We start from the raw sequence: 24,368 nt of genomic DNA, 5'->3' as shown, positions 1-24,368 counted from the left end.
CCACGCCGTCCTGACGACCGTCCCGTTCGTCGGGCATGCGTCTGGATCGTCGTCATCGTCCGGTGGTGCGCCCGATGTAGCCTCTCGCTCCGGGCGAAGCCACGCCGTCCAGCGCTCCCCGCCGACATGACCCATTCGTTCGTACACCGGACGGCCGCCGTCGCTCGCGATCAGGGGGGTGGATCTAGGCCCGCACCCTGGGCTGCTCCGAGCGGTGAACAACAGCAGCTCAGGACCTTGTATCTGTCATAACGTCGATTATCGGCTTAGGAGTGGGCGAGTCGAAACAGCGGAGCGAACTCGTCTCACGGTGTCCGCGAGGGCCTCGGTCAGATGCCGATGTAGGCCGCGAGGTGCTCGCCGGTGAGGGTGGAGCGGGCGGCGACGAGGTCGGCGGGTGTGCCCTCGAAGACGATCCGGCCGCCGTCGTGGCCGGCGCCCGGACCGAGGTCGATGATCCAGTCGGCGTGCGCCATGACCGCCTGGTGGTGCTCGATGACGATGACCGACTTGCCGGAGTCGACGAGCCTGTCGAGCAGGCCGAGCAGCTGCTCGACGTCGGCCAGGTGCAGGCCGGTGGTCGGCTCGTCGAGGACGTACACGCCGCCCTTCGCACCCATGTGGGTGGCCAGCTTGAGCCGCTGCCGCTCGCCCCCGGACAGCGTGGTCAGCGGCTGGCCGATGGTGAGGTAGCCGAGCCCGACGTCGGCGAGCCGCTCGAGGATCTTGTGCGCGGCCGGGGTGCGCGCCTCGCCGGCGCCGAAGAACTCCTCGGCCTCGGCGACCGACATCGCGAGCACCTCGCTGATGTCGCGGCCGCCGAGGTGGTGGTCCAGTACCGACGGCTCGAACCGCTTCCCCTCGCACACCTCGCAGGTGGTGGCGACGCCGGCCATCATCGCCAGGTCGGTGTAGATCACGCCGGCGCCGTTGCAATTGGGACAGGCGCCCTCGGAGTTGGCACTGAACAGCGCCGGCTTCACGCCGTTGGCCTTCGCGAACGCCTTGCGGATCGGGTCGAGCAGGCCGGTGTACGTGGCCGGGTTGCTCCGCCGCGAGCCGCGGATCGCACCCTGGTCGACCGACACCACCCCGTCCCGCCCGGACACCGAACCGTGGATCAGCGAGCTCTTGCCCGAGCCCGCCACGCCGGTCACCACGACCAGCGCGCCGAGCGGGATGTCGACGTCGACTCCCCTCAGGTTGTGGGTGGCGGCGCCGCGCACCTCCAGCGTGCCCGACGGCGTCCGCACCGCGGGCTTCAGGGAGGCGCGGTCGTCGAGGTGCCGCCCGGTGAGCGTGCCACTGGCCCGCAGCCCCTCGACGGTGCCCTCGAACACCACCTCGCCGCCCTCGCTACCGGCGCGCGGGCCGAGGTCGACGACGTGGTCGGCGATCGCGATCGCCTCCGGCTTGTGCTCCACGACCAGCACGGTGTTGCCCTTGTCGCGCAGCCGCAGCAGCAGGTCGTTCATCCGCGCGATGTCGTGGGGGTGCAGCCCGATCGTCGGCTCGTCGAAGACGTAGGTGACGTCGGTGAGCGAGGAACCGAGGTGGCGGATCATCTTCGTGCGCTGCGCCTCGCCGCCGGACAGCGTGCCCGACGGCCGGTCGAGCGAGAGGTAGCCCAGCCCGATCTCCACGAACGAGTCGAGGGTGTGACGCAACGTCGTCAGCAGCGGCGCCACCGACGGCTCGTCGAGGTCGCGCACCCACACGGCGAGGTCGCTGATCTGCATCGCGCACGCGTCGGCGATGCTGATCCCCTCGATCGTGGACGATCGGGCCTCCTCGCTGAGCCGGGTGCCGCCGCACTCCGGGCAGGTGGTGAAGGTGACCGCCCGCTCCACGAAGGCGCGGATGTGCGGCTGCAGCGAGTCGACGTCCTTGGAGAGCATCGACTTCTGGATCTTCGGGATCAGACCCTCGTACGTCAGGTTGATGCCCTCGACCTTGATCTTGGTCGGCTGCTTGTGCAGCAGGTCGTTCAGCTCACGCTTGGTGAACGTGCGGATCGGCTTGTCCGGGTCGAAGAAACCGCAGCCGGTGAAGATGCGGCCGTACCAGCCGTCCATGCTGTAGCCGGGGATCGTGAGCGCACCCTCGTTGAGCGACTTGCTGTCGTCGTACAGCTGGGTCAGGTCGATGTCGTTGACCGCGCCCCGGCCCTCACAGCGCGGGCACATGCCGCCGGTGATGGAGAAGCTGCGACGCTCCTTCACCGTCCGTCCCCCGCGCTCCACGGTGACCGCACCTGCGCCACTGATCGAGGCGACGTTGAAGGAGAAGGCCTGGGGCGAGCCGATGTGCGGCTGCCCGAGCCGGCTGAACAGGATGCGCAGCATCGCGTTGGCGTCGGTGGCGGTGCCGACCGTGGAGCGGGGGTCGGTGCCCATCCGCTGCTGGTCGACGATGATCGCGGTCGTCAGCCCGTCGAGCACGTCGACCTCGGGCCGCGCCAGTGTCGGCATGAAGCCCTGCACGAACGCGCTGTAGGTCTCGTTGATCAGCCGCTGTGACTCCGCGGCGATCGTGTGGAACACCAGGGAGCTCTTGCCCGAGCCGGAGACGCCGGTGAACACGGTCAGCCGCCGCTTCGGGAGCTCGACGCTGACGTCCTTGAGGTTGTTCTCGCGCGCGCCGTGCACGCGGATCAGCTCGTGGCTGTCGGCAACGTGCAGCGCGGGCGACTGCGTGTCCGTCCTCGTGGCCGTGCTCATCGTGTCTCCATCTGTGAGGCGGGGCCGCTCACCCCGCTCCTGCGGCAGCGCGTCGGTCTCGAGGGCGGCTCAGCGGAGCTCGTTGATGCGGATCAGGTTGCCCGCGGGATCGCGGAAGGCGCAGTCGCGTACGCCGTACGGCTGCTCGATCGGCTCCTGGACGACGTCGGCGCCGCTGGCCTGCAGCCACTCGAAGGTGTCGTCGAGGTCGACGGCGGCCAGGGTGATGATGGCGTAGGTTCCCTTGGCCATCATCTCGGCGATGGTGCGGCGCTCGTCGTCGGTGATGCCGGGGTCGGCGGCCGGCGGGTGCAGGACGATGGACGTGCCCGGCTGGTCGGCGGGGCCGACCGTGATCCAGCGCATCCCGTTGTATCCGACGTCGTTGCGGACCTCGAAGCCGAGGGTGTCGCGATAGAAGGCCAGGGATGCGTCCGGGTCGGTGTGCGGGAGGAAGGTCGCGTGAATGGTGATGTTCATGACGGTCACGCTAGCTGCGCCCGGTGACCGGTGCTTCTCGATTCCTGATCGGTCTGGTGACCTGTTTCGCCACGCACGACGGCATGCCCGCCGTCGCCCGCGCCGCCCGGCGCCGGTAGGCGCTGGGCGGCATGCCGACCAGCTCGGTGAAGCGGCTGCTGAAGGTGCCCAGCGATGAGCAGCCGACCGCGAAACAGACCTCGGTGACGCTGAGGTCGCCACGGCGCAGCAGCGCCATCGCACGCTCGATGCGTCGGGTCATCAGGTAGCCGTACGGCGACTCGCCGTAGGCACGCCGGAACTCGCGGCTGAGGTGCCCGGCCGACATGTGCGCGCCGCGGGCGAGCGCCTCGACGTCCAGCGGCTGCACGTACTCCCGGTCGATCCGGTCGCGGACGCGGCGCAGCCGCGCGAGGTCGCGCAGGTGCTGCGCCGCGGCGGGTTTGCTGGTCACCTGCGGGATCGTGCCACGGCGCACCGGAGTTGCGCTGAATGGACCCCGTCGCGGCAACGGTCGGATCAGCGCCCGCGCCCGGTGCGTTCCTGCAGATCGTCGATCAGCTTCGACGCCTCGGCCTTCGTCATCTGCTCCAGGTTGCCCGGCACGTCCTCGCCGGCCTGCCGGCTCAGCGTCTCCAGATACGACCGCTGCGGGCCGGTGATCGCCTCATCGCCCGTCGTCCAGTGGTCCGGATGCTTCTCGGCGGTGCCGATGCCGTCAGGGTTCGCGCTGTGCTGATCAGCCATGCGATCGAACATATCTTCGATCCCCGACACTCGCCCGGTGAGGCGCTGATCGGATTCCGGGCGCCATGTTATGACAGACTCGGTCTCGAACCGTGGCGGGCGGGGTCCGGGCCGGCAGGGGGCGGCCGGGGGCTTCTGGTGGCGTCGGTCTCGGGCACCTGCCGAGCGGCCGAATGTTATGACAACTTTGATCAGGGCCGGTGGCGCGCCCCGATCCCTAGGGATGCGCCCCCGGCCGGTCCCGGCAGAGGAGCTCTCAGCCCGGCTTCGGCGGCTGGTCGACCAGCTGGGCCAGGTAGAGCTGCTCACCGAGCCGATCGATCAACTCGAGATTGGTCTCGATGTAGTCGATGTGGTGCTCCTCGTCGGCCAGGATCTCCTCGAAGAGGTTGGCCGTGGTGATGTCCCCCTTCTCGCGGCACATCGCGATGCCGGGGCGCAGCCGCTCGACGACCTCGAGCTCGATGGCGAGGTCGGCCTGGAGCTGTTCACGGACGGTCTGGCCGACGCGCAGCTGGAACAGTCGCTGATAGTTCGGCAGGCCCTCGAGGAACAGGATCCGGTCGGTGATCTTCTCAGCGTGCCGCATCTCGTCGATGGACTCTTCGCGGGTGTACGCGGCGAGCTTGGTGAAGCCCCAGTTCGCCTGCATCTTGGCGTGCAGGAAGTACTGGTTGATCGCGGTGAGCTCGCTGGTGAGCTGCTCGTTGAGCAGAGCGATGATCTCGGGGTCGCCTCGCATGTACGGAACCGTAGCGGTGCCGGCGTCGGGTCGGGCACAAAGGACAGACTGCGTCCTGGATAGGCGGCCCTCAGGAGTGGATCACCAGCGCCGGCCGGGTCAGGCGGTCAGCGGGAGTCCCGCGATCTCGGAGGGACTGTGTGCTGCCGCGAGGAACACGTCGACGTGATCCTGGCAGCCACCGCAGCCGGTGCCGGCGCCGCACATCTCGCCGACCTCCTCGACCGTCCGCGCGCCGCCGGCGATGCAGGAACGCAGTTCGGTGTCCGTGACGGCTGCGCAGATGCACACGTACATGCAGGCCACCCTTCCCCGTGCTTAGGTCAGCCTATGCTGCCAGCCGATCGGGTTATCCCACAAGGGGTGGTCCGGTTCGTCCCGGTTGGTGCGCGGTGGCGTCCTAACCTGGCCGGGTGCCCCTCGAGGAGTACCGCCGCAAGCGCGATCCGCGACGCACGCCCGAGCCCGTCCCGGCTGACGACCCGGGCCCCGGCACCTCCGGCGAGCGGCGGTTCGTCATCCAGGAGCACCACGCGCGGCGACTGCACTGGGACGTCCGCCTCGAACGCGACGGGGTGCTGGCGTCCTGGGCGGTGCCCAAGGGCCTGCCCACCGAGCCCGGCACCGTCCGGCTCGCGGTGCGCACCGAGGACCACCCGCTCGAGTACCTCGAGTTCTCCGGCGAGATCCCGGCGGGCGAGTACGGCGGCGGCCGGATGACGATCTGGGATGCGGGCGACTACGACGTCGAGAAGTGGAACGACGCCGAGGTCGCCGTCGTGCTGCACGGGCAGAAGGCGACCGGGCGGTACGTCTTCATCCGCAGCGACCGGCGCGACGGCGACCGCGAGGACGGCTGGCTGCTGCGCCGCTCCGACCCCGCGCCGGACCACATCCGGCTCCCCCGCGACACCGCGCCGATGCTGGCCACCCCCGGACGGCCCCCGGCCGCCGACGGCTGGTGGCTGCAGATCGGCTTCGGCGGCGCGCGGGTGATCGTGCGTGTCGAGGGCGGCCGGGCCCGCATCACCGACGCCGACGGCGCGGAACTCCACGTTCCGGTGCTGCGCGAGCTCGGCCCGTCGCTGGGCGCCACCCAGGTGCTGCTGGACGGGGAGGTGGTCGGCGACCCCCGCACGGGCGCGAAGCTGTGGATCGGTGACCTGCTCCACCTCGACGGCCGCGACGTCGCCGAGCTGCCCTTCCGCGAGCGCCGCGCCCTGCTCGAGGAGCTGCCGCTGTCCGGGCCGCACTGGCGTCTCGCCCCCGTCTACCCCGACGCCGGCCCCGAGGTGCTCGCCGCAGCGGCCGAGCAGGGCCTGCCCACGGTCGTCGCCAAGCGGGCCGACTCCGCCTACGTCCCCGGCCGGCGCAGCAAGGACTGGATCGAGGTGCCGACCGAGGCCGGGGCCCGCGAGCGTCCGGCGCCCCGGGCCGCGCGCCGCTCGACCCGGGTGGGCCGGGCCAAGCTGACCAACCCCGACAAGGTGCTCTACCCGTTGACCGGCACCACGAAGGCCGACGTACTCGAGCACTATCTCGCCGTGGCCGACGTGATACTGCCGCACCTGCGCGACCGCCCGGTGACGATGGTCCGCTGGCCCGACGGCGTGGAGAAGGCGTCGTTCTTCGAGAAGGACGTGTCCCGGCACGCGCCCGACTGGATCCGCACAGCGCGCGTCGGCACCCCGGGCGGGCGCTCGGAGAACGCCGACTTCCCGCTCCTCGACGATGTCGAGGGCCTGGCCTGGGCGGCCAATCTGGCGGCACTGGAGCTGCACGTCCCACAGTGGACGGTCGGTCCGCGCGGCGGGGTGCGGGAGCCCGACCTCGTCGTCTTCGATCTCGACCCGGGCGAGGGCGCCACGATCGTCGACTGCTGCCGCGTCGCCGAGCGCATCGCCGATCTCCTCGCCGAGGACGACCTCGGCGCCTATCCCCGCACCAGCGGAGGCAAGGGCATGCAGCTCTACCTGCCGGTGACGGTCTCGCGCGCCGAGCAGACCTCGGAGTTCGCCAAGAGCGTCGCCGAACGCCTGGCCGCGGACTGGCCGCAGAAGGTCGTCGCGGCGATGGCCAAGGCCCGCCGCCGGGGCAAGGTCTTCGTCGACTGGAGCCAGAACAACCCGGCCAAGACGACCATCGCCAGCTACTCGCTGCGCGGCCGCGCCCGCCCGACCGTCGCCACTCCCGTCACCTGGGACGAGGTGCGGGCGACGCGCCGCCCGGACGACCTCGTGTTCACCCTCGCCGACCTGCCCGGCCGGATCGCCGAGCACGGCGACCTGCTCACCCCGTTGTTCACCGAGTCGCAACGTCTCCCGCGTCGCGACTGATCCGCGGCGGCTGGCAGGCTTCTCGGCCGTGGAACAGCGGCACCCGTATCTTGACGGCCCCTATCCGCGGGCCTACGCCCACCGCGGATGGCACCTCGACGAGCTGGCCGGCTGCGAGAACACCCTGGCCTCGTTCCACCGCGCGGTCGCCGAGGGCTTCTCCTACATCGAGCTGGACGTGCACTCCAGCGTGGACGGTGTCGCGATGGTGCACCACGACCGCACCCTCGACCGCACCACCGACGGGACGGGTCCGCTCGCCCACCTGCCCGCCGCGCAGATCGAGCGGGCCAAGGTGCGCGGCCGGGAGCCGGTGCCCCGGCTCGAGCACGTGCTCACCGAGCTGCCCGACACCCGGGTCACGATCGAGCTGAAGTCCGACGCCGCCGTCGTCCCGACCCTGACAGCGCTCGACCGCACCGCCGCCTGGGACCGGGTCTGCATCGGCGGCTACAACGAGCGCTGGCTGCGCCGGGCCCGCGCCGGTGGCGGCGCCCGGCTGTTCACGTCGATGGCGCAGAACTCGGCGTTCGGGCTGCGCGGCCGGGCCTGGCTGGGGGCGCTGCCCGCGCCGTTCTCCGGGCTCGCCGAGCTGCCGGTGCTGCCCGCCGTGCGCGGCCGGCTCGCCCAGCTGCCGCATCGCTTCGGCGCGCTCACCGTCGTCGACTCCGACCTGCTGCGCGTCGCGCACGACTCGGACCGCGAGGTGCACGTGTGGACGGTCAACGATCCGGTGCAGATGGGCGAGCTGCTCGACCTCGGCGTCGACGGGCTGCTCTCCGACCGTCCCGACCTGCTGCGCGACCTGTTGCGCGACCGCGGCGAGTGGGCCGCCTGATCGTTCCCTCCGCCGCTAGCATCGCGCCGTGAGCACCGCTGCCGCACCGCCGGGAGGCTCCGTCGACGTGCCCGCCACGCGGAGCCAGATCGTCGCCTGGGGGGTGTGGGACTGGGGCTCGGCCGCGTTCAACGCCGTCATCCTCACCTTCGTCTTCTCGGTCTACCTGACCGACTCGGTCGGCAAGGACCTGCCCGGGTCGATCAGTGCGAACAGTTGGCTGGGCTGGTCGCTGGGCGTCGCCGGGCTGATCATCGCGCTGCTCGCCCCGGTGATCGGCCAGCAGTCCGACGGGGGCAGGCGGCGGCGCTCGGTGGCCGTCTGGACGGCGCTGGTGGTGGCCTCGATGGTCGGCCTCTTCGCCGTCCGCAACTCCTACGGCTACCTGTGGCTGGGCCTGCTGCTGCTGTCCCTGGGCTCGATCTTCTTCGAGCTGGCCTCGGTGTCCTACAACGCGATGCTGCGCCAGGTCTCCACCCCGGACACGATCGGCCGGGTCTCGGGTTTCGGCTGGTCGATGGGCTACTTCGGCGGGATCGTGCTGCTGCTGGTGGTCTACCTCGGGCTGATCGCCGGGGACGGGCCGGCCCGCGGCCTGCTCGGGGTGAGCACCGAGGGCGGGCTCAACATCCGGGTGGTCGCCCTGCTCGCGGCCGCCTGGTTCGCGCTGTTCGCACTGCCGCTGCTGCTCACGGTCCCGGAGGCACCGGCCCGGCCCGGCCGGGAGGCCCACCTCGGCGTCGTCGGGTCCTACCGGCGGCTGTTCACCGACCTGCGGGACCTCTACCGCACCAGCCCGCACACCGTGTACTTCCTCGGCGCGAGCGCGCTGTTCCGCGACGGGTTGGCCGCGATCTTCACCTTCGGTGCGGTGCTCGCCGTGCGCGTCTACGGCATCGACCCGGGCGAGGTGCTCCTCTTCGGTGTGGCCGCGAACGTCGTCTCGGCGGCCGGGGCGCTGACCGCAGGGCGGGTGGACGACCGGGTCGGGCCGAAGACGGTGATCGTCGGCGCGCTGCTGGGCATGATGACCTGCGGCGTGATCCTGCTGTTCCTGTCCGGGCCCACCGTGTTCTGGATCTTCGGGCTGGGGTTGTGCCTGTTCGTCGGGCCGGCGCAGTCGTGCTCGCGCACCTACCTGGCCCGGCTCACCCCGCCCGGGCAGGAGGGCCAGATGTTCGGCCTCTACGCCACCACCGGGCGCGCGGTGTCGTTCCTCGCGCCGACCCTGTTCGGCCTGTTCACGTTCCTGTTCCACGCCGATCGCGCGGGCATCGTCGGCATCCTGGTGGTGCTCGGTCTGGGCCTGCTCGCGCTCTGGCCGGTCCGCCCGCCGGTGACCGCTGCGTGATCGGCTCCGCGCTGCTCCCCCGGGTGCCGGTCGGACGGGTGGTTCGCACGGTCCGTAACGCCGATCCGGCGGGCGTGTAAACAATGAGTGCGCCAGCGGTGACGTAAGTCACAAGTGGCTGACACGTCACAAGCGCGTGTGCCAAGGCGACGAATGGGGGACACTCTCGAGTCGGGGCGGGCACGGATCCGGAGTCCAGCCATGTGCGGGCACCACCGGTGAGTGAACACCCCAACGGCGGGAATGACGCCTGCACCGCAGACGTTACACCCCATGTAGTCGAGATTACGTCGAGGGAGCCTCCCTCGGCTCTGTTCAACCGGGAGGATGACGCATGGCCGACCGCGTGCTCCGTGGCAGCCGGCTCGGGGCTGTCAGCTACGAGACCGACCGCAACCACGACCTGGCGCCGCGGCAGATCGTCCGCTATGTGTCCCCGAGCGGCCACGAGTTCGAGGTGCCCTTCGCCAACGACGCCGAGCCGCCCGCCACCTGGGAATCGCCCCAGGGCGGCATCGGCAAGCGCGTCGACGGCGTCGAGCCCGAGCAGAAGAAGGCCAAGCCCCCGCGTACGCACTGGGACATGCTCCTGGAGCGGCGCACCGTGGCCGAGCTGGAGGACCTGCTCGCCGAGCGCCTCGAGCTCCTGCGGGAGCGTCGCGCAGAGATCGCCTGATCTGCTGACGCGTTGAGCCACGACGAAGCCGGGCCACCTCCCGCGGGGCCCGGCTTCGTCGTGTCCGGCTGACCGTCGCCCCGGCCCCGCTCCCCCGGGCCACGCCCTGATCCGTCGGCCAGGTGTCGGCCGGCGGCCGCGCTCAGGCGTCGCCGGCCTGCCCGTCGCGCTTCACCACCGGCGGCACACTCGACCACGGGAAGTTGATCCACCGGTCGGTACACCGCCACACGTACTCGCAGCGCACCTCGCTGCCCGGCTTCTCGTAGATCACCGCGCAGCGGACGGCGGCGACGTGGCCGGAGCAGAAGTCGCGGACCAGCTTGAGCGTGGCCCCGGTGTCGGCCACGTCGTCGGCGATGAGCACCCGGGCCCCGGAGAGGTCGACGACGTTGGGCACCGGCGGCAGCATGATCGGCAGCGGCAGCCGCTCGTCCACGCCGGTGTAGAACTCCACGTTCGCGACGTGCAGGTTCTTCACGTCGAGCGCGTAGCCGAGGGCGCCGGCGACGAACAGCCCGCCGCGCGCGATCGCCAGGATGATGTCCGGCCGGTAACCGCTGTCGGCGATCTGCTGGGCGAGCTCTCGCGACGCGGCGCCGAACCCCTCCCAGCTCAGTTCCTCGCGAGGCTGACTCACGGGTACAAGCCTGACAGCCGGCCCTGCGCGATCAGGCGTTGACCTGGCCTGCGGCGGCCCGGTCGCCGCGGCGGAGGCGGTGGAACCGGTGCGCCAGCCCCCAGCGGGTGACCCGCCAGAGCGCCTCCCCGACGATCGCCCCGCTCATCTTCGACGAGCCGCGCTCGCGCTCGGCGAAGGTGATCGGCACCTCGCGCACCCGGAACCCGGCCTGCACGGCGCGCCACGCGACGTCGACCTGGAAGCAGTAACCCTGCGAGGCGACCTCGTCGAGGTCGAGCTCCTCGAGCACCTGGCGGCGGAACACCCGGTACCCGCCGGTGATGTCGCGGATCGGCACGCCCAGGGCGAGCCGGGAGTACAGGTTGCCGCCGCGGGAGAGCCACTCGCGGTGCGCAGGCCAGTTCAGCACCTGGCCGCCCTCGACGTACCGGGAGCCGAGCACCACATCGGCGTCGGACAGGGCCTCGAGCAGGGCCGGGAGGTCCTCGGGGGCGTGCGAGCCGTCGGCGTCCATCTCGACGACGACCTGGTGCTCGCCCTGCAGCGCGGTGGCGAAACCGGCCAGGTAGGCGGCGCCCAGGCCGGCCTTCCCCGCCCGGTGCAGGACACGGATCCGCGGGTCCGCGGCGGCCATCTCGTCGGCCAGCTCGCCCGTGCCGTCGGGGCTGGCGTCGTCCACGACGAGAACATCTGCAGCGGGCACCGCGGCGTGCAGCCGCTTCACCACCGGGCCGAGGTTGTCCCGTTCGTCGTACGTCGGGATCACCACAAGTACTGGCCCCGTGGGCTCAGTCATCCTCGTCTTCTCCTGCCTGGGCCGTCCGGCCCGCGGGTCTGGAACCCGGCCTCACACGGCCGCGCCGGGTCCCGAGGACCGCAACGGCAACCGCCACCACGCCTAACGCGGTCAGCACCCACTCAGGTACCGACCGCAACCGGGTTGCCAGCGTAGTGGTGCTGTGCAAGACGGTCCGATCGACCAGGGTCCCCGGCGCGAACTGCCGGGTGCTCGCGGTGACCGTACCGTCGGGCGTGATCGTCGCGCTCACCCCACTGGTGGTCGCGACGATCACCGAACGGTCGTGCTCGACCGCGCGTACCTGTGACATCGCCAGCTGCTGGTAGGTCATCTCGGTGAGACCGAACGTGGCATTGTTGCTCGGGACGGCGAGCACCGTGGCGCCCGCGCGGACGCTGTCCGAGACGAGGTCGTCGAACGCGATCTCCCAGCAGATCGCGATCCCGACCTGCACCCCGGCCATCGACACCACGCCCGGCCCCGGCCCCGGCACGAAGTACCCGGCGCGGGCGGCATAGCTGGAGAACAGGCTGAAGAACGGCCGCCACGGCAGGTACTCCCCGAAGGGCTGCACGCGGCGCTTGTCGTCACGCTCGATGGGCCCGATCCCCGGCTGCCAGACGAGCGCGGAGTTGGTCGTGGTCTTCCCGTCCGGGTTGAGCAGAACCGCCCCGACCAGGATCGGGGCGCCGATCGTGTCGGCGGCCTGGTCGATCTCGACGGCCGCGTCGGCGTTGCGCAGCGGATCGATGTCCGAGGAGTTCTCCGGCCAGATCACCAGATCGGGCTTCGGCTGCCGGCCGGCGGCGACGTCGCGGGCGAGCTGCAGGGTGACCCGGACGTGGTTGTCCAGCACGGCGCGCCGCTGGGCGTTGAAGTCCAGGCCCAGCCGCGGGACATTGCCCTGGATCGCGGCGATGGTCACGGTGCGGTCCGGCGCCGTCCGGGCGACCGGGACCATGCTCGCGGCCGGGCCCGCCACCAGCGTGAGCACGACCAGCAGCGCCGGCGCCGCCGCCATCCGCCGGCTCATCCCGGGCACCGGGCGGAGCGCGCGCCGGATCGCCTCGGCCAGCGCGAGCCCGGCCAGCACGGTGACGAAGGACAGCAGCGGCACGCCGCCGATCGAGGCCACCGGCAGCAGCGGACCGTCGGGCTGGCCGAACCCGGCCCGGCCCCACGGCAGCCCGCCGAACGGGATCCGGCTGCGCAGCGCCTCCCCGCCGATCCACACCGCAGCGGCCCAGAACGGTGCGCCCGGCAGCCGGGAGACCAGCGCCATCCCGGCGCCGGCGAGGCCGAGGAACAGCGCCTCGAAGGCGCAGAGCACCAGCCACGGCGCAGGGCCGACGAAACTGCCGATCCAGCTGAGCAGCGGGACGAGGAACCCGGCGCCGAACAGCCACCCGTAGCCGAAGCCGGCGCGGGCCCGCACGCCGCGGAGCACAGCGCCGAGCAGCGCGAACGCCACCGGGGCGAGCCACCACAGGGTGCGCGGCGGGAAGCTGAGGTAGAGCAGTGCGCCGGCGCCGGTCGCGATCAGCAACCGGGCGGCGAGAACATATCTGGCATGGTGGAGCGAGCGGGCCGCCGGCTCCGGCTCCGCGGGGGTGTCGACGGGTGGTGCGGCCACCCGGGCAGCCTACGGTGAGGCCGCTACGCACCCGCTCCGGCCGCCGCTCAGGCCACCACCGCACCGGCCAGCAGGTGTGCGTTCCCGAGCAGGTCGAGCACCCCCGGCGCGCCGGCGCGCACGAACCACTCGTAGCCGTAGGCGGCGGCGAACTCGTCGGCCGGCAGTTGCTCGGGGTCGACCTGACTGGCGTGCGCGGTGATCGCGGCGCGCTTGCGCTCGAGGTGCTCCGGCCCGCCCGCCACGGCCAGCGTGATCTCGGCGGTGACCCGGCCGAAAGCGACGTCCGCGGCGCCGGCCGCGCCGTGCACCAGGTGCGCCCCGCGGGCGCTGACGTGCAGATGCTCCCGGTCGACGGTGATGCGGTAGCCGGTCGCGCCGGTCAGCTCGGCGGCGATGGCGCCGATGTGGTGCGCCGCGCGGTGGTCGGGATGGCCGTAGATGCCCTGCTCGTCGTCGTAGATCAGCGTGCCGGCGCCCTCGGCGGCGGCCAGCTCGGCGACCCGGCCGGCCAGGGCGAGCGGGTCGGCGGCGGCCAGCGCGCGGGCGTGCGAAGCGCTGGGCCAGCCGGGCAGCCCGGAGTCGCGGTGTCCGAGCAGTACCAGCCGGGACACCCCCAGCAGCGCCGCCGAGCGCTCCAGCTCCGCGACGCGCCGCCGGGTGACGGTTTCACCGGGCCCCAGCGGCACCCGCGACTCGCCCAGCTCACCGCCGGTGGCGACGACCAGGACGACGCGGGCGCCGGCGTCGGCGAGGCGGCACAGCGTGATGCCGGTGAAGATCGCCTCGTCGTCGGGGTGGGCGTGCAGGGCGAGAACGGTCTGACCGCGCAGGTCGGGGGCGTTGAGCATCAGATGTGATCACAGACGGTGCGGGCCGCGACGGCGGCGCGATGGACGGATCCGGGGGTCAGTGGGTGGGGCGACAGCGCAGACAGCGCCGACAGCCCTGCAGACACCCCGGACAGCAGCACCCGGCGAGCGGGCGGCAGCTGGTCCGGTCGATCACGGGCGAGATGATGCCACAACCGGACGGGGCCGGGCAGCGCCGGTGGCCCCCGCACCATGTCGGGTGGGCCCGGTGGTGCCCTCAGCGGCCCGCTGCCGCGTCGAACAGCACCCGCCCGTGGTGCACGGTGCGCAGGCACGTCGGGGTGCCTGCTGCCCCGTCCAGCGGCCCGGCGCCGTCCCACAGCGCGTAGCTGGCCGCCGCCCCCGGGATCAGCCGCCCGGCTGCCGGGTCGGCGGAGCCCGCGGCGCGATGCCCGCCGATGGTGTGGGCGGCCAGCGCCACGGCGGCGTCGACCGCCGAGTCCGGGGTGGTGTGCCGCATCGCCGCGCGGACGGTGCCCCACGGGTCGACCGGGGTGACCGGGGCGTCCGAGCCGAACGCCAGCGTCACCCCGGCGCGGTGCAGCATCGCGAACGGGTTCATCGCGGCCACCCGGGCGGCGCCCAGCCGGGCCGCGTACATGCCCGAGGTGCCGCCCCACGCCGCGTCGAACGCGGGCTGCACGCTCGCCGTCACGCCGAGCTCGCCCAGCGTCCGGGCCTGCGCGGCGTCGACCATCTCCAGGTGCTCGAGCCGGTGCCGGGCCGCGCGCACGGCCGCCGGTGACACCTCCCGGGCGGCGTGGGCCAGCCCGGCCAGGACGAGATCCGCCCCGGCGTCGCCGATCACGTGGAAGCCGGCCTGCACGCCCGCGGCGGAACACGCCGCGAGGTGCGCGCCGATCGCGTCGGCGGCGAGGTACCGGTTGCCGGTGCAACCCGGGGCGTCGGCGTACGGGGCGCGCAGCGCGGCCGTGCGGGAGCCGAGCGAACCGTCGACGAACAGGTCGCCTGCCAGGCCGTGCGCCCCGGTCGCGGCGAGCAGCTCGCGCGCCTCGGCCGCGGTCGCGACCGGCTCGCCCCAGTACCCGACGACCTGCACGCCCGTGTCGAGCGCGAGCAGGTCGGCCAGGTCGTCGCGGCCGGAGATGTCGGGCCCGGCGCATTCGTGGACCACGGCGACCCCGCGCCGGGCCGCGTCGTCGAGGAACGCTCGCTGCGCCGCGCGGCGCTGGTCCGGGGTGATCGCGGCCAGCGCCGCCCGGCGCACGTGGTGGTGCGCGTCGGCGGAGAGCGGGCCGTCGGGCGACCAGCCGGCGGCACCGACGGCGGCCGGGGCCCGCTCCAGCAGCGCCGAGGACGCGAGGGCCGAGTGCACGTCGACCCGGCTGAGGTAGACGGGCGACCCACCGGCGGCCCGGTCGAGTTCGGCGCGGGTCGGCGGGCGGGCCGGGGACCAGCGGTTGTCCTCCCAGCCGTGTCCCCAGATCACCGTGCCGGGCCGGGCGGCCGCGCGCGCGGCGACCGCGTCCAGCAGGTCCGCCGGCGAGCGGCAGCCGGTGAGGTCGAGCCCGTCGACGAGCAGCCCGGAAGCGGTGGTGTGCACGTGCGCGTCGACGAAGGCCGGGCTGAGGACGGCGCCGTCGACGTCGTGCACGACGGCACCGCCGGCCCGGTCCCGGGCCTCGGCGGCCGAGCCGGTCCAGCTGATCCGCCCGTCGACGGTCTCCAGGGCGGTCGGGCCGGGGCCGGCGCCCGGGTCGAGCACCCGGGCGCCGATCAGCAGGGTGCGGGTCACCGGCCCAGGTCTATCGCACCCGGATCAGTAGGGCCGCCTGGGCATGAGCACCCACAGCACGATGTAGACGACGAACTGTGGACCGGGCAGCAGGCAGGACAGCAGGAACAGCAGCCGAAGCAGGTTGGGGCTCCAGCCGAAACGCTCCGCGATGCCGGCGCAGACGCCGGCGATGACCTTCCCGTGCCGGGGACGGGTGAGGGTCGATGCCACCGATGGCTCCTTCCTGCGCGGCGGATCTCGCCGCTGCGGTCCACTCTCCCGTCTGCAGGAGAGCCTGTCCTCGGTGAACGCCCGGAGATGATCTCGGGGTTCCCCGGAGGGGACGCCGTTGCGCCTAACGGATGATCTTCGGTCGCGCTCGGTGATGCCCGGTTGCTCCTCGCGGTGCGGCTGCGCAAGTTATCCACAGTAGGCGGTGAATGTCCTGGTCAGCGGCTCCCCGAGCTGGCAACGTCGCCGCCGTGCCGCTCTCCAGCCGCCTGCTCCCCGTCCTCGGTGCCGCGATCACGATCGCGGTGCTCGGCGCCGCACCCGCGGCGGCGCAGCCCGCCGCACCGGCCGCGGACACCCGGCCCACCGCCGTCGTCGCCCTGGGTGACAGTGCGGCCTCCGGGGAGGGCGCCGACGGCTACGAACCCGGCACCCGCGGGGAGAACGGCGACTGGTGCCACCGCTCGCCGGCCGCGTACGTGTACCGCGCCGGCCTGGCCGACGAGGCGGTCAACCTCGCCTGCTCCGGCGCCGACACGAGCGACGTCCGGTTCGGCACGGCGACGCACTACACCGAGGGTTCGCAGGCCGCCCGGCTGATCGGCGTGGCCACCCGTTACCGGGTCACCGTGGTGACGCTGCAGATCGGTGCGAACGACGACGCCGAGCTCACGGCGATCGGGATCGCCTGCATCCGCACGTTCCTCGACCCGACCATCGGGCCCTGCCGCGACACCCTCGGCCCCACCGTGGCGGGCCGGATGGCGGCGCTGGCGCCGAAGGTCGAGGCCGCGGTGGGCGACGTCCGGACGGCGATGCGCCGGGCCGGATATGCCGACGACGCCTACGCGTTCGTGCTCGCGTCCTACGCCTCCCCGGTCACGGAGACGATGGGCCCGCTGCACGGCGTCGAGGGCTGTCCGTTCAGCCGGGCCGACGCCGGCTGGGGCCGCACCGTGCTGTTCCCGGCGCTGTCCGACACGCTGCGCGGCGTCGCCGAGCGCACCGGCGTCCGGTTCCTCGACCTGTCCCGGGCCACCGAGGGCCACGAGGCGTGCAGCCGGACCGGCCACTCCGCGGAGTGGCAGCGGCGGATCACCGTCGACCCGCAGGCGCTGGTGTACGGCAAGCTCGACGCGATCGGTTTCCACCTGTTCCAGGAGTCGTTCCACCCGAACGCCGCCGGGCACGAGCAGATCGGCGGCTGCCTGGGCGAGTTCGTCCGCGCCGGCGTCCAGCGCGCGGCCTGCCTGGTCGGCGCGGACGGCAAGCTGCACTCCGTGACGCCCGCACCGACCCCGGCAGCCGCCTGAGCGTGCCCACCCCACGCCGCGGGGTGGGCGGCGGGCGCTACAGGACGGTGAGGTTGCGGGGGCGGTTGTTCAGGCGTTCCACGCCGGTCTCCGTCACCACGACGATGTCCTCGATCCGGGCGCCCCACTGCCCGTCGAGGTAGATGCCCGGCTCCACGCTGAACGCCATGCCCGGCTCCAGCGGCAGGGTGTTGCCGCCGACGACGTAGGGCTCCTCGTGCACGTCGAGCCCGATGCCGTGCCCGGTGCGGTGCACGAACTGCGGCCCGAACCCGGCAGCGGTGATCGGCTCCCGGGCGGCGGCGTCGATGTCCTCGGCGGTCGCTCCGGGCCGGACGGCCTGCACGGCACGCTCCTGGGCGGCCTGCAGCACCGCGTAGGTCTCGCGCACCTCGGCCGACGGCTCGGCGCCGACCGCGTAGGTGCGGGTGCTGTCGGAGTAGTAGCCGCCGGGCAGCGGGCCGCCGATGTCGACCACGACGACGTCGCCGCTCTCGATCACCCGGTCGGAGACGTCGTGGTGCGGGCTGGCTCCGTTGGGCCCGGAGCCGACGATGACGAACGCGGCGGAGGTGTGGCCCTCCTCCACGATGGCGGCCGCGATGTCCGCACCGACCTGCGCCTCGGTGCGCCCGACCTTGAGGAACTCGCCCATCCGCGCGTGCACCCGGTCGATCGCCGCCCCGGCCGCGCGCAGCTGCGCGATCTCGGCGGCGTCCTTGCGCATCCGCAGCTCGCGGATCACCGGGCCGGCCAGCGTCTGGGTCACGCCCGCGAACGCGTCGCGCAGCCCGAGCACGTGCCGCGCCGGCATCTCGTCGGCCACCGCGATCCGGGTCGGCCCGCCCGCCAGGTCACTGACCAGCAGGTACGGGTCCTCGCCGTCGGTCCAGGTGACGACCTCGACGCCGAGTTCGTCCAGCGGCAGCCCGGCGAGCCCGGGGGCCTCCAGCCGGGGCACGACGAGTGCCGGCGGGGCCAGGTGCCCGACGGCGGGCAGCACCAGGCAGGTGAGCCGCTCGTGCGACTCCCCGTCGGCGTCGATCAGGTACTTCAGGTCGGTGCCCGGGGTGACCAGCATCAGGTCGACGCCCTGTTCGGCGGCGACCTCACCGGCCCGGCGCAGGCGTTCGGCGAGCAGCTCGGTGGGGACGGCCGAAGTCATGCCGGCAGCGTATTCCCGCACGGTCCGGCGCCGCTCGCGGGCCGGTCCCGAACGGCCGGGCCGCGGCCGGCCTGGCAAGCTGTGGCGCCGTGACCTCGCCTGCGCCGTCGTTGATGCTGCTGGACGCCGCCAGCCTGTACTTCCGCGCCTACTACGGGGTGCCGGAGTCGGTGACCGCCCCGGACGGGACACCGGTCAACGCCGTCCGTGGCTTCTGCGACATGGTCGCCCGGCTCGTCGCCGAGCGGCGGCCGACCCGGCTGGTGGCGTGCCTGGACCTGGACTGGCGGCCGGCGTTCCGGGTGCAGGCGCTGCCGTCGTACAAGGCGCACCGGGTGCTGGGCAACGAGGACGACAGCGCGGCCACCGCACCCGCGGGCATCCCCGAGCAGGTACCCGACACCCTCGCCCCGCAGGTCCCCGTGCTGCTGGAGGTCCTCGACGCGGTCGGCATCGCGACCGGGGGCGCCGAGGGCTACGAGGCCGACGACGTCATCGGGACCCTCGCCGCCGCCGAGCGCGAGGACCCGGTGCAGGTGGTCAGCGGCGACCGGGATCTGATGCAGGTGGTGCGCGACGAGCCGACCCCGGTCCGCGTGATCTACGTGGGGCGCGGGCTGGCGAAGGCCGAGACGCTCGGGCCGGCGGAGGTCGCGGCCAAGTACGGGGTGCCGGTGACCCGGGCCGGGGAGGCGTACGCCGAGCTCGCGATGCTGCGTGGCGATCCCTCCGACGGGCTGCCCGGCGTGCCCGGGGTCGGCGCGAAGACCGCCGCCACGCTGGTCACCCGGTTCGACTCGTGGGCGGAGCTGCGCGCCGGCGTCGAGGACCGCGGCGACTCCCGGCTGGCCGCCACGCTGCGCGCCAAGCTGGCCGCCGCGGCCGATTACCTCGCCGTCGTCGAGCCGGTGGTCCGGGTGGCGCTCGACGCCCCGGTCCGGCTCGACCGCGCCGACGCGCTGCCCGCCGCACCTGCCGACCCCGACCGGCTCGCCGCCCTCGCGGAGCGCTGGGGTCTGGGTACGTCGGTGCAACGGCTGACCGCGGCGCTGCGCGGCTGAGTGCGGTCCGCTCAGAAGAACGTGCCGCACCACGGGGCCTCGGCGGTCCCGAACAGCGCGTCGGCGCCGTCGGGCCACCCGGCGGGACCGAGCGCGACAGCGGTGGTGCGGGCACGGCCGGCCACCCCGTAGCCGAACCGCTCCTCGCGCACGCCCATCGTGCGGCCGGGGGCGAGGACGCCTGCGTCAGATCCCATTCATCGTCGGTGAGTGGGCCGTGATGGATCGCGGTGGCGAACAGGGTGTGCGGGCCCGCAGCTCCTCGGGCCCAGGGTGGCGACGCCGATGCGCACGGTCGTGCGGGGCCGCTCAGACCCGGCCGACCTCGTAGTGCCCGTCGTCGCTGGTGACCTTGACCGGCACCTTCAGCCGCTCGCCGTCGACGGTCGCGTCGCAGGTGAACGTGGCCCCGGTCGTCACCTCGATGTTCTGCCCGCAGCTCACGTTGCTGACCTCGTGGCCGTAGTCGCGGGTGAGGACCTGCTGGACGCCGTTCTGCAGTGCGGTCTGGTCGAAGACTCGGGTGTTGAAGAAACCGGGCTTCCAGAAGCCGAGCACCCCGACCACCGCGATCACCAGGACGGCTGCGGCGACGACGATCAACGGAAGCAGGCGCTTCTTGCTCACTGCGGCGGTCTGCTGGGTCGGCTGCGGGCCCCAGCTCTGCTGGTCCCACTGCGGGGTCGGCTGCGGACCCCATGCCTGCCCCTGGGGCTGGGTCCACGCCTGCTGGCCGGCCTGCGGCTGCCCCCAGCCCTGCTGCGGCCAGGCTTGCCGGCCGCCTTGCTGGTCCCAGCCCTGCTGGTTCCAGGTGGCCGCCTGCTGCCCCCAGCCGCCGGCCGGCTGCTGACCCCATACGGGCTGCTCGGCGGGCTGGTCCGGCGACCCTGCAGCGCCGGCGTCACCCTGGTCCGGAGAGTTGCCGTGCGGGGGGTTCGAGCCCTGGGGCGTGCTCATCGCCGACCTTCCTCGTGCCTGATGGTGCGGCGATCAAAGCACAGCGACCATCTGCTTGGGGGTGGAACCGGGACGGCCGCCCCCCACATCGGGTCGCCATCCCGGCACGGACAGGGGTGCGTGTGGTGCGTGCCGACCATGGCCTCACACCGCACCGACGGCGACCACGCCGCGCCGGATCGCGGCCCCGGCCTGCATCGCGGCCCGGCCGACCGGCGTCGACCGCCCGGCCACCCCGGCGACCTGGTCGAGCAGGTCGAGCACCTGCCGGCACCAGCGGACGAAGTCCCCGGCGGAGAGTTCGTGGCCGTTCTGTTCGGCGGCGGCCAGCACCTGGGCCAGCGACTCGCCGCGGGCCCAGCGGTGCATCGGCCAGGCGAACCCGAGATCGGGCTCGCGGGTCCGGTCGACCTTGTGCCGGCGCTCGTCGGCCTCCAGCTCGGACCAGATCCGCACCGTCGCGGCGAGCGCCTCGGACACCGGCCCGCTCGGCACCCGGGGCACCGGTCCGGTGTCCCGGCGCGCCTCGTAGACCAGCGCGGACGCCACCGCCGCCAGCTCCGCCGGCTCGAGGCCCTCCCAGACGCCGTGGCGCAGGCACTCCGCGGCGAGCAGATCCGACTCGCCCCACAGCCGGGCCAGCCGCTCTCCGTGCGCGGTGACCTCCTCGCCGTCGAGGTACCCGCGCTCGGCCAGCAGCGCCCGGATCCGGTCGAACGCGCGGGCCAGCGAGTGCGTGGTGGCCCGGACCTTCTGGCGCAGCTGCTCGGTGTCGCGCTCCAGCCGGTTGTAGCGGTCGCCCCAGCGGGCGTGCGCTTCCCGGTCGGTGCAGCCGTGGCAGGGATGCGCGCGCAGCGCCCGGCGCAACGTGGCCAGCTCCGGGTCATCGACGGCGCACCCGCGGGTACGCCGCCGTTGCGGGGCCGGGGCCCGGAAACCCGTGTTGCGCAGCGACGACGCCAGGTCGCGGCGGGCCTGCGGCGAGCGGTGGTCCACCCGCCGCGGCAACCGCATCCGCCCCAGCGGCTCCACCGGGGTCGGGAAGTCGGACGCGGACAGCCGGCCGGACCAGCGGTCCTCGGAGACGATCAGCGGGCGCGGGTCGCCGTCGGGGCCGGCCCCCGGGTCGATGACCACGGCCAGGCCGGAGCGCCGCCCGCCCGGCACCGCGATGACGTCACCGGGGCGCAGCGCCCGCAGCGAGTCGGCCGCGGCCTGGCGGCGGTCGGCGACGCCCTGGCGGCTCAGCATCTTCTCCCGCTCGGAGACCCGACGGCGCAACCCGGCGTACTCGGTGAAGTCACCGAGGTGGCAACGCATCGACTCCGCGTACCCGGCCAGGGCCTCCTCGTTGCGTTCGATGCGCCGGGACAGCCCGACGACCGAGCGGTCGGCCTGGAACTGGCCGAACGACTGCTCCAGCAGCTCGCGGGCGGCGGCCACACCGAGGCGTCCGACCAGGTTGACGGCCATGTTGTAGCCGGGCCGGAACGAGCTGCGCAGCGGGTAGGTGCGCGTGGAGGCGAGACCGGCGACCTTGACCGGGTCCACGCCGGGTTGCCAGATGACGACGGCGTGCCCCTCGATGTCGATGCCGCGGCGCCCGGCCCGGCCGGTGAGCTGGGTGTACTCCCCCGGTGTCAGCTCGGCGAGCGACTCGCCGTTGAACTTGACGAGCCGCTCCAGCACGACGGTGCGGGCCGGCATGTTGATCCCGAGGGCGAGGGTCTCGGTGGCGAACACGCAGCGCACCAGGCCCTTGACGAACAGCTCCTCGACGGTCTCCTTGAACGCGGGCAGCAGCCCGGCATGGTGCGCGGCGATGCCCCGCTCGAGCGCCTCGCGCCATTCCCAGTAGCCCAGCACACCGAGGTCGGCCTGCGGCAGATCGCCGGTGTGCTTCTCCACGATGCGCCGGATCTCGGCGACCTCGGCGTCGGTGGTGAGCCGCAGCCCGGACCGAACGCACTGGCCGACGGCGGCGTCGCAGCCCGCCCGGCTGAACACGAAGGTGATCGCCGGGAGCAGCCCCTCCCGGTCCAGCCGGTCGATCACGGTGATCCGTGACGGCGGGCGGTAGCCGCCGCCGCGCCGCGGCGGCCCGGACCGTCCGCGGCCGCGGCCGCCACGGTCCCAGCCCGCCATCGCGCTCTGCCGGTCCAACTCCTGGGTGTGGCGCACCAGGTCCGGGTCGACCTGCAGCTCACCGGCGGCATCCTCGCCGGCGAACAGGTCGAGCATCCGGTTGCCGACCATCATGTGCTGCCACAGCGGCACCGGCCGGTGCTCGTCGACGACGACGGTGGTGTCGCCGCGCACGGTGACCAGCCAGTCGCCGAACTCCTCCGCGTTGCTCACCGTCGCCGACAGGCTGACCAGGGCGACGTGCTCGGGGAGCTGGAGGATGACCTCCTCCCACACCGCGCCGCGGAACGGATCGGCCAGGTAGTGCACCTCGTCCATCACGACGTAGCCGAGGTGCTCCAGCGCCGACGACTCCGCATAGATCATGTTCCGGAGCACCTCGGTGGTCATCACGACCACCTGGGCGTCGCCGTTGACGCTGGTGTCGCCGGTGAGCAGGCCGACGGCGTCGCTGCCGTAGCGCTCGACGAGGTCGGCGTACTTCTGGTTCGACAGCGCCTTGATCGGCGTCGTGTAGAAGCACTTGAGCCCCTGGGCGAAAGCCAGGTGGACCGCGAACTCGCCGACGACGGTCTTGCCCGCGCCGGTGGGCGCGCACACCAGGACCCCGTGACCGTCCTCGAGCGCGTTGCAGGCGGCGCGCTGGAAGTCGTCGAGATCGAAGGGCAGGCTGCCGGCGAACTCGGTCAACCGGGGGCGGGCGACGCGGGCTTTCGCGGCGGCGTAGGCCTGCGCGGGAGCCGGAGGACTGCTGGCCACGTCGTCCAGGCTTCCACATCCGCCGAATCGGGACCTGTCATACCCGTCACGTGTCGCACCGGAAGGGGCGCGCTCCGGCGTCAGGTGACGTCGTCCAGACGGCGGGCGGCGACCTCAGGGGCCGGGGTGGTGTCGATCGGCGACGGCTCGATGCGGGTCGGGCTGGAGTCCAGCCGGCTCGGCGCGGTGTCGATCGGCGAGGGCTGGTCGGGATCCCAGTCGTCCCAGCCCTCCGCGGCGCGCTTGCGGGCCTTGCTGCGGTCGTGCAGCCGGGCCATCTGGATCGCGATCTCGAACAGGATCGTCAGCGCCGCCGCCAGCGCGGTCATCGAGATCGGATCCTGGCCGGGCGTCGCGATCGCCGCGAACACGAACAACCCGAAGATCAGGCCGCGCCGCGACTTGCGCAGCCGTTCGTAGGAGACGATGCCGACCCGGTTGAGCATGACCACCAGCAACGGCAGTTCGAAGCTCACCCCGAAGATCAACAACAGGGCGATGACGAACCCGAAGTACGCATCGCCGGACAACGCGGTGGTCTGCACTGTGCTGCCGATCGTCAACAGGAACGACAGCCCCTGGGAGACGACGAGGAACGCCAGCACCGCACCCGCCACGAACAGCACCGCGGCGATCGAGACGAACGTCAGCGCGAAGCGGCGTTCCTTGGCGTACAGCCCCGGGGTGATGAAGCCCCAGAGCTGATAGAGCCACACCGGGCAGGCGAGCACGACACCGGCCGTGGCCCCCACCTTGAGCCGCAGCGTGAACTGGTCGAACGGACCGGTACCGAGCAGCGTGCACGAGCCGTCCGCGGTGAACACCGCGCGCGACGACGCCGGCAGCGAGCAGTACGGCGACTTGAGCAGTTGGCCCAGGCTCGGCAGGTGGAACAGCGCGACCTCGAACCAGATGTAGCCGAAGATCGTGGTGACGACGATGGCGGCGAGCGAGATCGCGAGCCGGTTACGCAGCTCGTAGAGGTGCTCGATGAGCGTCATGGTGCCGTCGGGGGACTTCCCCCGACGGTTCCGGCGTCCGAGGCCGCCGAACAGCTTGGCCACGGGGAAACGCTACTACGCGGTGTCGGCGCGACCCGACTGAGTGGTGCGGGTCGGGTCCTTCGGGGCGTCCTGGGCCGTCGGCAGGGCCTGCGGAGGGG

General features: G+C 72.9%; 23 protein-coding genes. 6 read left to right on the top strand and 17 right to left on the bottom strand.

Annotated features, from left to right (window positions below; all coding sequences use genetic code 11):
• Positions 1–329: 329 nt before the first annotated feature.
• The 6 genes from HF526_RS12455 to HF526_RS12430 all read right to left on the bottom strand — a co-directional run bounded on the left by HF526_RS12455 (position 330) and on the right by HF526_RS12430 (position 4,986).
• The gene (locus HF526_RS12455) at positions 330–2,720 is read right to left on the bottom strand and encodes an ATP-binding cassette domain-containing protein (RefSeq protein ID WP_169381563.1); all 2,391 of its coding nucleotides are present in this window, start codon (positions 2,718–2,720) and stop codon (positions 330–332) included.
• Between the two features lie 69 nt (positions 2,721–2,789).
• The gene (locus HF526_RS12450; protein ID WP_169381562.1) at positions 2,790–3,200 is read right to left on the bottom strand and encodes a VOC family protein; all 411 of its coding nucleotides are present in this window, start codon (positions 3,198–3,200) and stop codon (positions 2,790–2,792) included.
• A gap of 10 nt (positions 3,201–3,210) precedes the next feature.
• A complete protein-coding gene (locus HF526_RS12445) occupies positions 3,211–3,654 on the bottom strand; it encodes a helix-turn-helix domain-containing protein (RefSeq protein ID WP_169381561.1) in 444 nt (147 codons plus the stop codon).
• Positions 3,655–3,719: 65 nt separating this feature from the next.
• Positions 3,720–3,947 (bottom strand): DUF3072 domain-containing protein, encoded by a 228-nt coding sequence (locus HF526_RS12440; protein WP_169381632.1) that lies wholly within the window; start codon positions 3,945–3,947, stop codon positions 3,720–3,722.
• Between the two features lie 256 nt (positions 3,948–4,203).
• A complete protein-coding gene (gene bfr / locus HF526_RS12435; protein ID WP_169381560.1) occupies positions 4,204–4,689 on the bottom strand; it encodes a bacterioferritin in 486 nt (161 codons plus the stop codon).
• Between the two features lie 99 nt (positions 4,690–4,788).
• Positions 4,789–4,986 carry a (2Fe-2S)-binding protein gene (locus tag HF526_RS12430; RefSeq protein WP_169381559.1) on the bottom strand — a complete coding sequence of 66 codons (198 nt, stop codon included), beginning with the start codon at positions 4,984–4,986 and terminating at the stop codon, positions 4,789–4,791.
• A 116-nt stretch (positions 4,987–5,102) separates the two neighbouring features.
• Here HF526_RS12430 and ligD point away from each other — a divergent pair, with 116 nt between their 5' ends.
• The 4 genes from ligD to HF526_RS12410 all read left to right on the top strand — a co-directional run bounded on the left by ligD (position 5,103) and on the right by HF526_RS12410 (position 9,890).
• The gene (ligD, locus tag HF526_RS36900) at positions 5,103–7,025 is read left to right on the top strand and encodes a non-homologous end-joining DNA ligase (RefSeq protein ID WP_169381558.1); all 1,923 of its coding nucleotides are present in this window, start codon (positions 5,103–5,105) and stop codon (positions 7,023–7,025) included.
• 28 nt (positions 7,026–7,053) lie between these two features.
• Positions 7,054–7,863, top strand: a complete 810-nt coding sequence (locus HF526_RS12420) for a glycerophosphodiester phosphodiesterase family protein (protein WP_169381557.1) — start codon at positions 7,054–7,056, stop codon at positions 7,861–7,863.
• A gap of 28 nt (positions 7,864–7,891) precedes the next feature.
• Positions 7,892–9,214, top strand: a complete 1,323-nt coding sequence (locus HF526_RS12415; protein WP_338051440.1) for an MFS transporter — start codon at positions 7,892–7,894, stop codon at positions 9,212–9,214.
• A gap of 334 nt (positions 9,215–9,548) precedes the next feature.
• On the top strand, positions 9,549–9,890 hold the full coding sequence (locus tag HF526_RS12410; protein WP_169381556.1) for an RNA polymerase-binding protein RbpA: 342 nt from the start codon (positions 9,549–9,551) through the stop codon (positions 9,888–9,890).
• A gap of 142 nt (positions 9,891–10,032) precedes the next feature.
• On the opposite strand, the gene HF526_RS12405 is transcribed toward HF526_RS12410, so the two are convergent.
• The 6 genes from HF526_RS12405 to HF526_RS12380 form a co-directional block, all read right to left on the bottom strand.
• On the bottom strand, positions 10,033–10,530 hold the full coding sequence (locus HF526_RS12405) for a phosphoribosyltransferase family protein (RefSeq protein ID WP_169381555.1): 498 nt from the start codon (positions 10,528–10,530) through the stop codon (positions 10,033–10,035).
• Positions 10,531–10,561: 31 nt separating this feature from the next.
• Positions 10,562–11,329: a polyprenol monophosphomannose synthase gene (locus HF526_RS12400; protein WP_169381554.1), complete on the bottom strand. Its 768-nt coding sequence runs from the start codon at positions 11,327–11,329 to the stop codon at positions 10,562–10,564.
• Positions 11,322–12,965 carry an apolipoprotein N-acyltransferase gene (gene lnt, locus HF526_RS12395; RefSeq protein WP_338051439.1) on the bottom strand — a complete coding sequence of 548 codons (1,644 nt, stop codon included), beginning with the start codon at positions 12,963–12,965 and terminating at the stop codon, positions 11,322–11,324. The genes HF526_RS12400 and lnt overlap by 8 nt, the downstream gene beginning before the upstream one ends.
• A gap of 47 nt (positions 12,966–13,012) precedes the next feature.
• A complete protein-coding gene (locus tag HF526_RS12390; protein ID WP_169381553.1) occupies positions 13,013–13,816 on the bottom strand; it encodes a PIG-L deacetylase family protein in 804 nt (267 codons plus the stop codon).
• Positions 13,817–14,054: 238 nt separating this feature from the next.
• Positions 14,055–15,593 (bottom strand): amidohydrolase family protein, encoded by a 1,539-nt coding sequence (locus HF526_RS12385; protein ID WP_169381552.1) that lies wholly within the window; start codon positions 15,591–15,593, stop codon positions 14,055–14,057.
• A 24-nt stretch (positions 15,594–15,617) separates the two neighbouring features.
• Positions 15,618–15,806: a PspC domain-containing protein gene (locus tag HF526_RS12380; protein WP_169381551.1), complete on the bottom strand. Its 189-nt coding sequence runs from the start codon at positions 15,804–15,806 to the stop codon at positions 15,618–15,620.
• A 251-nt stretch (positions 15,807–16,057) separates the two neighbouring features.
• Here HF526_RS12380 and HF526_RS12375 point away from each other — a divergent pair, with 251 nt between their 5' ends.
• Positions 16,058–17,119, top strand: a complete 1,062-nt coding sequence (locus HF526_RS12375; RefSeq protein WP_338051438.1) for a GDSL-type esterase/lipase family protein — start codon at positions 16,058–16,060, stop codon at positions 17,117–17,119.
• A 37-nt stretch (positions 17,120–17,156) separates the two neighbouring features.
• Here the strand turns inward: HF526_RS12375 and HF526_RS12370 are convergent, their stop codons facing one another.
• A complete protein-coding gene (locus tag HF526_RS12370; RefSeq protein ID WP_169381549.1) occupies positions 17,157–18,284 on the bottom strand; it encodes a M24 family metallopeptidase in 1,128 nt (375 codons plus the stop codon).
• A 113-nt stretch (positions 18,285–18,397) separates the two neighbouring features.
• On the opposite strand from HF526_RS12370, the gene HF526_RS12365 reads away from it, so the two are divergent.
• Complete coding sequence (locus tag HF526_RS12365; RefSeq protein ID WP_169381629.1) at positions 18,398–19,345, top strand: 5'-3' exonuclease; 948 nt, start codon at positions 18,398–18,400, stop codon at positions 19,343–19,345.
• Between the two features lie 11 nt (positions 19,346–19,356).
• Here HF526_RS12365 and HF526_RS12360 read toward each other — a convergent pair whose 3' ends face one another.
• The 4 genes from HF526_RS12360 to tatC form a co-directional block, all read right to left on the bottom strand.
• A complete protein-coding gene (locus HF526_RS12360; protein ID WP_169381548.1) occupies positions 19,357–19,542 on the bottom strand; it encodes a hypothetical protein in 186 nt (61 codons plus the stop codon).
• Between the two features lie 112 nt (positions 19,543–19,654).
• A complete protein-coding gene (locus tag HF526_RS12355) occupies positions 19,655–20,302 on the bottom strand; it encodes a DUF4333 domain-containing protein (RefSeq protein ID WP_169381547.1) in 648 nt (215 codons plus the stop codon).
• A gap of 144 nt (positions 20,303–20,446) precedes the next feature.
• On the bottom strand, positions 20,447–23,206 hold the full coding sequence (locus HF526_RS12350; RefSeq protein WP_169381546.1) for a DEAD/DEAH box helicase: 2,760 nt from the start codon (positions 23,204–23,206) through the stop codon (positions 20,447–20,449).
• An 80-nt stretch (positions 23,207–23,286) separates the two neighbouring features.
• Positions 23,287–24,207: a twin-arginine translocase subunit TatC gene (gene tatC / locus HF526_RS12345; RefSeq protein WP_169381628.1), complete on the bottom strand. Its 921-nt coding sequence runs from the start codon at positions 24,205–24,207 to the stop codon at positions 23,287–23,289.
• Positions 24,208–24,368: the final 161 nt, after the last annotated feature.

Origin of the sequence: Pseudonocardia acidicola (assembly GCF_012911935.1) — a bacterium.
Lineage (GTDB): Bacteria > Actinomycetota > Actinomycetes > Mycobacteriales > Pseudonocardiaceae > Pseudonocardia > Pseudonocardia acidicola.
Note: the sequence above shows the minus strand (reverse complement) of the source record. Positions and strands in the feature narration are given on the sequence as shown.